Raw genomic sequence first — 13490 nt, 5'->3', positions numbered from 1 at the left:
GGGTGAATGACAAATAATCGTCATTCACCCTTTTTTGTGACTTTGATACATCTCTAAAACATTCAAACCTAACGCTTTAAACGGTTAGAGTTGGCGTTGGCTTATCAGCTGTTTTGATATTATATATAGCAATAATCAGCACGATCACGCCGCCTACCATTCCCGTCGTCAGTTCAGGATAAATCAGTAGTAACGCACCAATGGCCAATATGCCACGCGTGAGTGGACTCATAGCGCCTTTAAAATACCCTTCTAACGCGGCTCCTAAGGCAATAACCCCTGTGACCGAAGTCAACACAACAGTTACTATATCAAGGATAGGCGGTAGCGGAAAGTCTTTTGCTGTGACCGCTAGACCGGTAGGGTCTATCATCAACATCGTCGGACTATAGATGAACATAAACGGCACGATGAATCCGGCTAATGCTAACTTTAACGATAAGAAGCCTGTCTTCATTGGATCACCACCAGATATGCCAGCGCCAGCAAAGGCTGCCAGACACACAGGCGGTGTAATATTGGCAAAAATACCGAAATAGAATACGAACATATGGGCTGATAAAATCGGAATATCAAAACCTGCTAACGCGGGCGCTGCCATCGTTGCGGTAATGATATACGCAGGAATAGACGGTAAGCCCATTCCCAATACCATCGATGCTAGCATCGTCAAAATAAGGGTTAAGAATAATGACCCTGCTCCTAATGTCACGATGGATGAGGTCATCACCGTCCCAAAGCTGGTCAAGCTGACCACACCAATAATCACCCCGACGACCGCACAAGCAGCCATCACTGCTAGCGACTGGCGCGCACCATCTTCTAGTGCGCCTAAAATATCAGAGAATCCCATTCTGGTCTCTTTGCGTAACATACTAATGGCAACTGTGAAGCCAATGGTATAGGCCGCTGCATAGCCGACGGGTACGTTTTCAATCAATAAGTAAATCAAAAATACAATCGGTAGTAGCATATGGCCGCGTGCTTTTAGCACTTCTTTGACGGCTGGTAAGTTTTCTTTGGCGATACCTTTTAGGTCGCGGCGTCCAGCTCGAAAATGTACTTGAGCGATGACACCTAGATAGTAGAGCACCGCTGGCAATAATGCAGCCAAAGCAATCGTGCTATAGGGCAACCCTGTCGTCTCTGCCATAATGAAAGCACTGGCACCCATAATAGGTGGCAATATCTGCCCGCCAACTGACGCGCTGGCTTCTACTGCCCCTGCAAAGTCTTTATGATAACCGACCTTTTTCATTAGAGGGATAGTAAACGCTCCGGTGCTGACAACGTTCGATAACGCTGAGCCGTTGATACTACCCATAAAGCCACTTGAGATGACCGCAACCTTGGCAGGCCCGCCTTTTTTATCACCAGCCAATGCGAGTGCCAAATCATTAAACAGCTGACCCATACCTGAGCGCGCTAAAAACGCCCCAAATAAAATAAACAAGAAAATAAACGTCACCGACGCGCCAATCGCCACAGAATATAGACCTTCAGTCTTTAAAAACAACTGACCAAAGATATCGCCCATATCATAAGGGCGCGTGAGCAATCGATCAGGCATAAAATCTAAGTGACTGACAAATGGATAAGCCAAAAATATCGACGCTAATATAGGCAATATCCAACCGGTGATACGGCGACTGCCCTCTAACACACAGATGACAGTGATAATAGAAAATATCACATCGACCGGATTGGCCATACCGCCGCGCGAGGTCACGATGTCTTGGTACTCGTATATCAGATAAGCCATCCCTGATAAGGACAAAACAAACCAAATCCAGTCATACCAGGCGACGCGCTTACGGCTACTTTTTTTACTCGCAGGAAAGATAAGAAATATCAGGGCAAAGCCAACGCCGACGTGTACAGAGCGCTGCAGCAGCGCTGGCATTGGATTGAAGGTTATATACAAGTGAAAGATAGAATATAAAATGCAAATCCCAGCGATAAAATACTTAACTGGACCTTGAGTGATATGACGGGTGATTGACTCTCGATCATACTTTTCTAATATGGCTTGATTATGAGCTTGAACTTCGAGTTCGGCATCTACATTGGTATCAGCATCAGTATTGGAATGGATGGGCAGATCAGCATGATTGGCTGACATCGTTGTCACATTATCGTGATTCGTCACTTGAGAGCTCATGACAAAAATCCTTCTTTAATCTATCAATTAAATGATACGCCTTGGGCGTAATCGTTACTTCAGAATAATCTGGCGCCCACTCATGAATCAAAAGCCGATGGTCGGCATAATTTAGCTCACCCTTGGTCAATCTAGATACTACCCAATTAAGACTAGGCAGTTTTTCGTTGATTTGATAACCCAAATAGCCAGGTTTTTGTATGGGTGCCAGCGCTTCAGTCGACGGCGTACCTGCACCAAACGCTTCAAAATAAGTGGTGGTCAATAGCAGACCATCGTCTGTACGCTGATACTGCTCCTCCCACCACTGCTTTTCTACAGAATGTATCCAGCGCAGCTCAAAGTTGGGCTTAGTAAAATAGCAGGTGGTGCCATCGACTTGCACTTCGATAACGGACTGACGTGATAAGCTTGCCCATAGCACAAAAAAAACTAGCGCAACAACCAGTGCCGCGCTAGTTAATAGCCATAAACGTTTATTTGGCTGCTTGCTCGTCATAGTACTTTTTAGCGCCAGGATGGATTGGGGCTACCATGCCAGTACTGGCAGACTCCAAGCTGATGTCATTAGCCGCTTGGTGCGCTGTTTTTAGGCCGTCTAAGTTTTCAAACAAAGCTTTGGTGAGCTTATAGCCATCATCTTCAGATAAATCCGAACGTACTAATAAGGCATTCATAATCGCTGCAGTTGGAATGGCTGTATCGTTGCCATAAGTGCCTGCAGGAATCTCGAAAGTTTTAAAATAAGGTTTGGTCGCGATGATTTCATTAAGCTTGTCTTGATTGATGGTTATCAGCTGCAAGTCTAAGCCTTGCTCTAACTCCATCAATGACGAATTTGGTAGACCACTACTAAAGAATGCCGCTTCAATTTTACCCGCTTTCATGCCATCTGCTGCTTCAGCAAAGCCTAGGTAATCTACTTCGACATCATCATAAGTAATGCCAAATCCTTCTAATAACGTCCGAGCATTAACTTCAGTTCCAGAACCTTGATCACCTACCGCAATGCGCTTACCACGCAAATCTTCGATATTTTTGATGCCAGATTTCTGTGAAGCGACGATTTGAACTACGTTAGGATATAACACAGCAATCTGCTGAATGTTGGCTACTGGCTGATCAAAGTTATTTTTACCTTCGACCGCATCAGTAACGACATCACTAAGCGCCAATACCATATCGACCTTACCTTGGGTTAATAGATTAACGTTTTCAACTGAGGCGCCTGTGGTCTGCGTCTTTGAGTTAACCCCAAAAGTTTTGGCATAAACCTCAGACAATGCCGTCCCAATAATATTATAAGGGCCTGATGCGCCCCCTGTCGCTATAGTGACAAACTTAGTCTCAAGCTTATCATCAGCAGCTGGAGCAGTCGTTTCTGAATCGCCAGTGACCGCTGAATCATCAACGCTCGCCGTTTCATTTTCTGTATTTGAGCATGCAGTGAATGCCAAACTAGACGCAATCATTGCTATGATTAGAGACGTTTTACTGGTCAGTTTCATTGGTTTCTTCCTTGATGGTTAAGACTGTTTTTGGTTATCAGTTGATCTAATTACTTCATAACCTTGTAAGCATACCGCAACTCACTTCAAATACAAATATTATCTAACGACTTTTTCGTGTTATACCTATAAGCTGCTCATTAATAGTGATTTATTTTTTGAAAAAATATAACCTATGCTGACGACAATTATAATGACATGGAAACCAATGACGATGAGCACAGTAAGAGATAGACAAATCGCAAATGAAAAGCCTTTAAACAATAGCACTTCCACAACTATTCAGGATTCAGCTGATATCGCTATTATCGGCGGTAGTGGTCTATATCAAATGCAGGCTCTAACCAATAAGCGCAGCGTGAAAGTTGAGACACCTTATGGTGATCCATCCGATGATATTGTACTCGGTGAACTTGATGGCGTAACGGTCGCATTCTTAACGCGACATGGTAAAGGGCACAGATTAATCCCATCTGAGGTGCCTTATCGTGCCAATATCTATGCCTTAAAAACCTTAGGCGTGCGCTATATCATCTCAGTATCAGCGGTCGGCTCATTGCAAGAAACACTGAAACCTCTAGATATGGTCATCCCTGATCAAATGATTGATATGACTAAGCAGCGTGTTGGTACGTTTTTTGGTGATGGTGCGGTCGCCCATGTGTCAATGGCTGACCCTTTGTGCTCTGAAGTGGCAGATATCTTGATACAAGCTTATGAAAAAGCAAATATTGCCGATGGACAGTGCCACTCTAAAGTGACCTATGTATGTATTGAAGGGCCCCAGTTTTCTACTCGCGCAGAATCACACTGGTATCGACAGATGCAAGCGGACATCATCGGCATGACCAATATGCCAGAAGCGAAGCTGGCACGTGAAGCGAGTATCGCCTATGCCACGCTTGCGCTAGTGACCGACTTTGATAGCTGGCATCCTACTGAGGAAGCCGTTAGTGCCGATTATGCCATTCAAAACTTAATGAAAAATGCAGATAACGCGCAACAAGTGATTGAGCAAGCAGTTGCTCTACTTGCTAATGAGCAGCCCGAATCTATCGCTCATATAGCTCTAGAGCAAGCATTAGTCACGCCAGTAGACGCGATGAGTGATAAAACTAAGACTAAGCTCGGTGCATTATTGCCTTGACAGGAACCTTAAATTTTAAATAATAAAAAAGCCATCAAGTATCTGATGGCTTTAGCATTTTAAATCGTCTAAAACTCAGAGTTATTCAGCTGATATTCATCAAGCCAGCCTATAGGCAAATGCTGCAAATCATCAGGCTCATCAATATCGTGTAATGGCTCTAATAATGCCAACGTCCAATCTAATGCTTTAATACGTTGTCGAGTCACTGCTGCTACGCTGGCAGTACTCCACTCGATATCCGAGAATAAATTAGCTCGAATTTGCTTAAATCCTAAGAGCACATAGCCGCCATCTGAGGCTGGAATCATGACCGTATCCGAATACTCTAATTGCTGCGCGGCATCTTGAATGCGTGTTTCGGTCAGACTAGGACAATCAGTACCAATTAATAAAACCTGTTCAAATTTACTTGAAGCTTGCTGACTGGCAATTAACATACGTAACCCTAACTCGCCATCGACTTGTGCTGACCAGTGCAATGACTTAGGCAGATTTAGCGTCTGCCAGCATGGATCGCTTGGCGCAGGACTGACACATAGCTCAACCGTAAACCCTGTCGCTAGCGCCTGACGGGTACTATGCAAAAGCAGTTTACGCGCTATACGAGCCGCGCCTGCCATCCCAAGCGCAGGTTGCAAGCGCGTTTTTGCCTTGCCCTCAGCAGGGAATTTGGCAAAGATAATGATACAAGTTGATGAATTTTGATTCATGATAAGGGTTTATTCTTTTATCGGTAATACCGCTGCCAAATATTATCAGCAGATACGCCGCGCCAATAATCAAAGCGTAGCTGCCACATCAGCAGTATCGTGCGCCAAGTGCCGTGCTGCTGCCAGCGCCGTGCTGAGGTGATGACTTGACTGGTTAGACAAGCAGGTTTGCCAATGGTTTTTAGACGTTTACTAATCTCAACATCTTCCATCAACGCTTGATTGGGATAGCCCCCAATTTGCTCAAACCAATCTCGTTTGACAAAAATAGCTTGGTCACCTGTGGCAATACCAGTCAACCGCGAACGCCAGTTAATCATTTTACTGACTAGCTTTAGCATACACTCAGAGCTATCTAGACGTACGTCAAAACGTCCCCATTCGGCTCTTATAACGACCGACATTATCTCGGTCATCGCATGGTTTGGTAACTGCGTATCTGCATGCAAAAATAACAGCACATCACCAGTAGCTAGTGTGGCACCCCTATTCATTTGCAGTGCACGACCAGCACTAGATGCTAGCACTTGCCAATCGATAGCTGACTGCTGAACCACTCTTAAATCTTTAATAAGATATTGAGCCAATGCAAAAGAGCCGTCTATCGAACCGCCATCGACCAATATCACTTGCTGCGGAGGTGGGGTTAGTCCAGTGAGGTGCGCAAACAAACGAGACAGGTTATCTGCCTCGTTCAGTATAGGAATGATGATAGAAATCGTGGGCATGCTATCTGGCTACTTATTATTTAGATTCCAATTATAGCTAGTATAGTCGATCTTAGTTTTACCCGCTTTTAAATCAGCGGTTTGTGATTTATTAAGTCCTAGTGACGAGCTATAACGCGCTAAAAAACCCTCTAAATCTTTGGTGCCACGCCAGTTCGATTCAAAGTCCTCTTTATACCACTTAAATATTGGTGAGACCTCAAGCGTGCTGCCCTTGAGACGGTTACGACTGCTATCGGCTAAGAATTTACTGGTGACTTGCTCTAATTGTTCATCGAGTTTGCTGCCCGTATAGGCGTCGTTTAATAATGCAGGACAACCAATGCTCGCACAATTCACCGCAAAATGTATACGCGGTTCGTTATAACGCCCAGAGCCGCGAATGAGGTTGTGTTCAATATCATCGAGCGACCGCTTTTTACCCAGTACGTTGACAAAGTCTTGTTTCCAAGGCGAGCCAAATATACCGCCAATATCTTTGATAGATTTTAGATTAGGATATTTCGTTAGCACCAACTCTACGGTGCCCGCATTATAGACATTGATCAAAAACGCCAACTGCTCATCTTTGCTCCAGCGATTAAATTTGGATTGACTGATCTCACCCGTTGCTGCCAAATAGCCATCAAGCTTGCTTTGGTCGGCTTTCATGCCTGCGTAGTTAACGCTCGATGCTTTGCCGCCATTGGTCATTGTTACGTTTTTACTTAATAAGCTATCCCAAGCGCTATGATTAAAATCAGCATAGGCGGCGCTTGAGAGCATCAGGCTAGCGGCAATAAGTGCTTTGGTCGTCGATGGAATAGATAAGTGTGTTTTGTTAATAAGCATAAGGAAAGCTCCGTTGGTATTAAAAACAGCTGATATAGTTAATTCAATATAAAAACGATACAGTGAGATGAAAATTTGTTTTTCACAGCAACTGTCTGCGTAGGCACAGCACGCAAGAAAAACAACGTTTCATTGAGCGACTTGATAGCTACGTATCTGATTTATTTGGATTCGACTATAGTGATATTAGTTTTAAAGCAGTACTTTTAAAACAGTACCTAGAAGCGCTAAACCATCTTTGATTTTTCTTCTTCTAAAGCGCCACCGCAGCTACTGCCCTGTCCTGCCGTGCAGCCATAGCAATGGTCAGCGATAGCGATATCATCGCCCTCAGGATTTTGCGTGAGCAGATCGCGTAGATGCCTGCGCGCCTTGTTCGGTACTGGCATCTGTAGCTGCTGATTAAAATCACAATCAAACAACTCACCCAGCCAATTAACACTAATGGTCGAGCGGCACATGACCTCTTTAAGATTGTGCGCATCGTAGTTGTCTTTGAGCAACGTCATATAAGGATAAAACTCGTTTTTGGCAAGCAGGATTGCCCCAAAGCGCTGAATGGGCATGTTAGTCAGAGCAAATAGCTGATTAAACTCAATATCGAAGTGTTCTTTGAGCTCGCGTTTATAGTCCGCCTCTAGCATCTGCTGATTGGGCGGTAGGGTCGCACCCTGCGGGTTATAGACCAAGTTTAGTACTAGGTCTGAATCTGCGCGTCCATAACCCAGATCGTTAAGCTTATGCAGACCTAAAATACTGTCGTCAAACGCGCCTTTGCCGCGCTGTCTATCGACGTTTTCAAGCGAATAACACGGCAGTGAGGCGACCACTTCGACCTCGTTATCTGCCAAAAACTGCGCCATATCCTCATAGCCCGCTTCCATCAAGATCGTCAAATTACAGCGATCTATAACTTTAACGCCAAGCTTACGAGCTTCTTTTACCAAGTATTTAAAATCCTCGTGCATCTCAGGCGCGCCGCCCGTAAGATCGAGGGTATCGATATCTTGCGCGTGTAGTACCTCGATGATCAGCTCAACCAACTCACGTGACATCATCTCGGTACGGTACGGACTGGCGGCCACATGACAGTGCACACACGACATATTGCACAAATAGCCCATATTGACTTGTAGGGTCGTAAGCTTACGCCGTTTGATAGCAGGAAAATCTGTGGCTTCAAGCAGCTCAATGGTAGATTTCATAACGATATGGCATCCAATAAGGTGGCTTTTTGTGATCAAAACTCTGATTTCGCCTTGATGCAGGCGCGTGCATTGTCCACATCATATGCTTATCACCCAGCAAGCAAAATAAAGAAGACCTCATAAATCATACCTTATTTTTTCTTAAGTATTATCATTAATATTAAACATTTAGCTGGTTATTCCATATCAGCACTAATGCGTACTTTAGGCGCTACAGGCTCCCAAAGGATAGAAAAACAACAAATCGCCAAAGGTTATTGACCGCATTTGGCATTATAGTTAGATTGGTTCTATCGGCATCTTTTGGCAAATCGCACGGTACGTTTATCATTCATAGGAAAAAACAATGAGCACACATCTATTTATAAGACCGGCCTTACTTAGTATTGGACTGATAGGTATGATTGGCTGTGCAGCCACCCCAGCAGCAGTCAATTCAAGCAGTAATTCAGCGGCGACCCAGCCTGCCGCACAAGCAGCGACTAATGAAGCAACCATTTATTACAACGGCAATATCATTACGATGGAGGGCGACAAGCCGCAACTGGCGCAAGTATTGGTCACCCAAAACGGTAAGATTGCTTATGTTGGCAGCTTAAAAGAAGCGCAAAACAATTATAAAAACGCCGCGACCGTCGATTTGCAGCATCAGACGCTATTGCCAGGATTTATCGATCCACACAGCCATTTTGGCTTGGTGTCCAACACTATGGGACAAGTGGATCTAAGCGCACCACCGATCGGCAAGATCGACAGTATCGACAAAATGCTGCAAGCGTTGAAGGCTTATAAAAAAGACAATAACATTGCTGATGGCGAGTGGATATTTGGCTGGGGCTATGATGAGACGCAGCTTGCCGAGGATCGCCATCCGACCAAAGAAGAGATTGATAGCGTTTTGCCAAACAATCCGGTGTATTTGCAGCATACCAGCGGTCATATGGGCGTTGCCAACTCCAGTGCGCTGGCTGCTATGGACATCACTGCCGATAGCCAATCACCTGAAGGTGGCAATATCGCGCGGATCGATGGCTCAAACGAGCCAAATGGTCTGCTACAAGAGACGGCGATGTATCCGCTTATGTATCAATTGCTCAAGACGCTTGAGCCCAAGCAAGCGCAGTTTTTTGATCAAACCCAAGACTACTACGCCAAGTACGGCGTGACCACGGCGCAAGACGGCTCTACTACCCGCGATGCTATTCAGTTTTTTCAAAAACAAGCCGATGACGGCAAGCTTAAAATCGACTTGGTCTCCTTGGCAGGGGTTAGTGATTTGGACGAAAACTTGGCCGATAAAGACTTTAAATGGCAAACCTATCAAGACGGCTTTAAGGTGCAAGGCACCAAAATCATCGCCGACGGCTCCCCGCAAGGCAAGACCGCTTATTTTACTCAGCCTTATCTGACGCCTGTACCAGACTGCAAGAGCGACTGCCGCGGCTTGCCTAGTATCAGCCAAGAGAAGATGAATGAGATGTTTGTCAAAGCCTATAAAAATGACAATCAGTTATTTATTCATAATAATGGCGACGCGGCTACTGATATGATCCTCAAAGCGCACGAGTATGCGGTCAAACAAACGGGGCAAGCCGCTGATAAAGACCGCCGTATCGTGCCGATTCATACGCAGTTTGCGCGGCCAGACCAGCTAGCGGCGTTTAAAAAGTACAATATGGTGCCGTCATTTTTTACCAACCACGCTTACTTTTGGGGCGATGTCCACATTAAAAACTTGGGCGAAAAACTTGCCAACTCTCTAAGTCCTCTTGCCACAGTCGATAAAATGGGCATCCCTTATACCAATCACTCTGACGACACTGTCACGCCAGTCGACCCGCTGTTTTCTGTTTGGACAGCGGTCAATCGCACCTCACGCACAGGCAAAATCATCGGTGCTGATGAACGTGTCACGCCCTATCAAGCTCTAAAAGCCATCACCAGTAATGCAGCGTATCAGTATTTTGAAGAAGACACCAAAGGCACACTAGCCCTTGGTAAATTCGCGGATTTGGTAATTTTAGACGGTAACCCTTTGACAGTTCCGGCAAATGAGATTCGCAATATTCATGTGGTAAAAACCATCAAAGAAGGCAACACTATTTATCAGCGTCCAGTACAATAGCGGATAACAGCCATATCACCAACCTAAAAGATAAGACAACTTATATCGCGCTGTGTACAATCTGTATTACAAAATAACGCGCCCAGCATTTGACCGACTTACAGGAACTTTTTATGAGTAGCAACACTGATAGCAGTAATGAGCATATTTTATCTTCCGATAATATTCACTATTTGCATCATACATTTTTTGAGCCAAAAGACAGCGATGTCAAGGCGACCTTGCTCATCGTACACGGCATGGCAGAGCATAGCGGTCGCTATAGCGATTTTGCACAGTTTTTAGCCGATCATGGTATCGCGGTCGCTACTTATGATCAGCTCGGTCATGGACGCACGATTAAATCATCAGATGAGTTAGGGTTTTTTGGTAATGAGCATCCAGCACAGTCGTTATTAAAAGATGTCATCGTTATGGCGAATACGTTAAAAGATCGCCACCCTGACGTACCGCATTTTATTATGGGTCATTCTATGGGCTCATTTATTGTGCGTGTCGTGCTCAAGCACCATGCGCAAGACTTTACGGGTGCCATTCTTATGGGGACTGCTGATGCTAACCCATTAGTAAAAGTACTGCTCCCGTTAAATGCTATTCTTGCCAAAACAGCCCCCAAAAAACCAAACACTGTATTTGCTGAAATCATGAATAAGGTGCTTAATGCTAAGCTTAATGAACGCCTCTCTCCTTCTTCCTTTGCTTGGTTAAGTGAAAATACCGATAACATCGCAGCATATGAAGCTGATCCACTAACTGGCTTTGATTTCACCAACAATGGCTTTATGACCCTATTCACATTGATGAAAGCTGGACTACACAAACGCTGGGCGTCTACCATCAATAAGCGCTTTCCGATGTTATTTGTCAGTGGTGAGAACGACCCCATTGGTAATATGGGGCGAGGTATTCGCAACATCACCAAAAATTTACAGAAGCAAGGCTTTAGCAATACCGATGCTCGTTTATACCCCAACATGCGTCATGAGCCGTTACATGAGCAAGATCATAGTGTGGTCTATCATGATATTTTAAACTGGATACGGCATTTAAGTGCGTAATGGATGCTGACTTGGTTTGCTAAAACCCGCTAAATTAGCGACAATACGGCAAGTATGTTTTTTGTCTAAGTTAACGTCCTTATTTCTGACAAGATTTCCCTTTTACTAATTTTAGGAACCCTTTATGTCTCTACAACAAACCATCGAACAAGCCTTTGAAAATCGTAACGAATACAGCCCAAGTACAATGCCACAAGACGTACGCACCGCCATCGAGCAAGTGCTAGAGCAACTTGATAACGGTAGCCTACGCGTCGCTGAAAAAAAGGATGGTGAATGGATCGTCAATCAATGGGCCAAAAAAGCAGTCTTACTATCGTTCCGTCTAAACGACAACTACGCGATGCCGGCAGGCGAGCATGTGCAGTTCTATGACAAAGTACCGACTAAGTTTGCTGACTGGACCGAAGCGCAATTTAAAGAAGCTGGCGTACGTGTTGTACCACCAGCGGTTGCTCGTAAAGGCTCTTACATCGCAGCAGGTGCAGTATTAATGCCATCGTACGTTAATATTGGTGCTTATGTCGATCAAGGTGCGATGGTAGATACATGGGCGACGGTTGGCTCGTGTGCCCAAATCGGTAAAAACGTGCATCTATCAGGTGGCGTGGGTATCGGCGGCGTACTAGAGCCACTACAAGCCAACCCTACTATCATTGAAGACAATTGCTTCATCGGTGCGCGCTCTGAGATCGTTGAAGGCGTCATCGTCGAAGAAGGCGCAGTCATCTCTATGGGTGTTTATATCGGTCAGTCTACGCGTATTTATGACCGCGAAACAGGTGAGATTCATCGTGGCCGCGTACCAGCAGGCTCAGTTGTCGTACCAGGCAGCCTGCCATCAGAAGATGGCACACATAGCTTATATGCTGCTATTATTGTCAAAAAAGTGGATGCACAAACGCGTGCTAAAACTTCAGTGAACGAGCTGTTACGCTTAGCATAAGCGCTTTTATAAGAGCTTATAATCGTATATAGCTAAAACGAACATTGAGATGCTGGAGATAAGCTTCAGCATCTTTTTTTGCAGCTTAATAAGCTATCTTACGTTATAATTCGACATTGCATTGATTGTCCTATCTAATAAGCAATACCTAAATTATACACATCTCTTGTCAAGTCCTTAAGCTTGCCAGCTATTGTGTGTCTTATTTTTATATTGTCTGATAACCATGCGGTAACAGCCTTTTTGATTTAGCCTGTTTCTTATTTTTAGTTTGTGTATTTAAGACACTTAGCCACGGTATCGACACCTTATTCTGTTTGTAAATACTATGAATGAGCCTTCTCTAAGAAACACCTATATTCCCGTCACAGACCCGACCGCGGGCCTGCGTTTGACTGAAATCTTTTATTCTCTGCAAGGTGAAGCCGTCACCTCAGGCTTGCCGACGATATTTGTACGCCTGACCGGCTGTCCGCTACGCTGCGTCTATTGTGACACTGAATATGCTTTTAGTGGCGGTGAGCGTCAAACGCTTGATACCATTATAACCACGATTAAAAGTTATCCTTGCAAACGCATTTGCCTCACTGGTGGCGAGCCTTTAGCACAGCCGAATGCCATTGAGCTGATTAAACGCTTATTAGCTGACGACTATGAAATCTCTCTTGAAACAGCAGGTGCGCTCACGGTAGAAAACGTACCGCTAGCGGTCAGCAAAGTCATGGATCTTAAAACGCCAAGCTCAGGTGAAGTTGATAAAAACCTATGGTCAAATCTTGACCATTTAACCGAGCATGATCAGATTAAATTTGTCATTATGAACCGCACCGATTACGATTGGGCGAAGGCAAAACTGTTTGAGCATCAGCTTGATAAATTGGTTGGTACCGTTTGGTTTTCACCCATGTTTAATGTAGCAGATGATATTGACGAAGCGTTTAGCCCTGATGTACCAGTACTTGCTCGCGAGTTGGCAGAATGGATGCTCGCTGATGCATTACCTGTGCGCTTTCAATTGCAGTTACATAAGATCATTTGGGCGGATGCCAAAGGTAAATAACTTAT

General features: G+C 44.7%; 12 protein-coding genes. 5 read left to right on the top strand and 7 right to left on the bottom strand.

Annotated elements, in window-relative coordinates; genetic code table 11:
• Positions 1 to 76 precede the first annotated feature (76 nt).
• The 3 genes from BTV98_RS02380 to BTV98_RS02370 are packed head-to-tail and all read right to left on the bottom strand — an operon-like array spanning position 77 to position 3669.
• On the bottom strand, positions 77 to 2161 hold the full coding sequence (locus BTV98_RS02380; RefSeq protein WP_197409067.1) for a TRAP transporter permease: 2085 nt from the start codon (positions 2159 to 2161) through the stop codon (positions 77 to 79).
• A complete protein-coding gene (locus BTV98_RS02375; RefSeq protein WP_058368458.1) occupies positions 2133 to 2660 on the bottom strand; it encodes a DUF1850 domain-containing protein in 528 nt (175 codons plus the stop codon). Before BTV98_RS02375 ends, BTV98_RS02380 begins: the two co-directional genes overlap by 29 nt.
• A complete protein-coding gene (locus BTV98_RS02370) occupies positions 2638 to 3669 on the bottom strand; it encodes a TAXI family TRAP transporter solute-binding subunit (RefSeq protein WP_058368457.1) in 1032 nt (343 codons plus the stop codon). Before BTV98_RS02370 ends, BTV98_RS02375 begins: the two co-directional genes overlap by 23 nt.
• Positions 3670 to 3883: 214 nt before the next feature.
• On the opposite strand from BTV98_RS02370, the gene mtnP reads away from it, so the two are divergent.
• Complete coding sequence (mtnP, locus tag BTV98_RS02365; protein WP_075102991.1) at positions 3884 to 4816, top strand: S-methyl-5'-thioadenosine phosphorylase; 933 nt, start codon at positions 3884 to 3886, stop codon at positions 4814 to 4816.
• Positions 4817 to 4884: 68 nt separating this feature from the next.
• On the opposite strand, the gene BTV98_RS02360 is transcribed toward mtnP, so the two are convergent.
• The 4 genes from BTV98_RS02360 to arsS form a co-directional block, all read right to left on the bottom strand.
• On the bottom strand, positions 4885 to 5529 hold the full coding sequence (locus BTV98_RS02360; RefSeq protein WP_058368456.1) for a TIGR04282 family arsenosugar biosynthesis glycosyltransferase: 645 nt from the start codon (positions 5527 to 5529) through the stop codon (positions 4885 to 4887).
• A gap of 17 nt (positions 5530 to 5546) precedes the next feature.
• Positions 5547 to 6257 carry a TIGR04283 family arsenosugar biosynthesis glycosyltransferase gene (locus tag BTV98_RS02355; protein WP_075102819.1) on the bottom strand — a complete coding sequence of 237 codons (711 nt, stop codon included), beginning with the start codon at positions 6255 to 6257 and terminating at the stop codon, positions 5547 to 5549.
• A gap of 9 nt (positions 6258 to 6266) precedes the next feature.
• Positions 6267 to 7088, bottom strand: coding sequence for a DUF547 domain-containing protein (locus BTV98_RS02350; RefSeq protein WP_075102818.1), 822 nt, complete (start codon positions 7086 to 7088; stop codon positions 6267 to 6269).
• 227 nt (positions 7089 to 7315) lie between these two features.
• Positions 7316 to 8293, bottom strand: a complete 978-nt coding sequence (gene arsS / locus BTV98_RS02345) for an arsenosugar biosynthesis radical SAM (seleno)protein ArsS (RefSeq protein WP_058368454.1) — start codon at positions 8291 to 8293, stop codon at positions 7316 to 7318.
• A 349-nt stretch (positions 8294 to 8642) separates the two neighbouring features.
• Between arsS and BTV98_RS02340 the strand changes: the two genes are divergently transcribed.
• The 4 genes from BTV98_RS02340 (at position 8643) to queE (ending at position 13485) form a co-directional block, all read left to right on the top strand.
• Positions 8643 to 10421 carry an amidohydrolase gene (locus tag BTV98_RS02340; protein WP_058368453.1) on the top strand — a complete coding sequence of 593 codons (1779 nt, stop codon included), beginning with the start codon at positions 8643 to 8645 and terminating at the stop codon, positions 10419 to 10421.
• A gap of 113 nt (positions 10422 to 10534) precedes the next feature.
• On the top strand, positions 10535 to 11479 hold the full coding sequence (locus BTV98_RS02335) for an alpha/beta fold hydrolase (protein ID WP_058368452.1): 945 nt from the start codon (positions 10535 to 10537) through the stop codon (positions 11477 to 11479).
• A gap of 124 nt (positions 11480 to 11603) precedes the next feature.
• On the top strand, positions 11604 to 12425 hold the full coding sequence (dapD, locus tag BTV98_RS02330) for a 2,3,4,5-tetrahydropyridine-2,6-dicarboxylate N-succinyltransferase (RefSeq protein WP_058368451.1): 822 nt from the start codon (positions 11604 to 11606) through the stop codon (positions 12423 to 12425).
• 328 nt (positions 12426 to 12753) lie between these two features.
• Complete coding sequence (gene queE, locus BTV98_RS02325; protein ID WP_058368450.1) at positions 12754 to 13485, top strand: 7-carboxy-7-deazaguanine synthase QueE; 732 nt, start codon at positions 12754 to 12756, stop codon at positions 13483 to 13485.
• Positions 13486 to 13490: the final 5 nt, after the last annotated feature.

The organism is Psychrobacter sp. Cmf 22.2 (assembly GCF_001921745.1).
GTDB lineage: Bacteria > Pseudomonadota > Gammaproteobacteria > Pseudomonadales > Moraxellaceae > Psychrobacter.
Note: the sequence above shows the minus strand (reverse complement) of the source record. Positions and strands in the feature narration are given on the sequence as shown.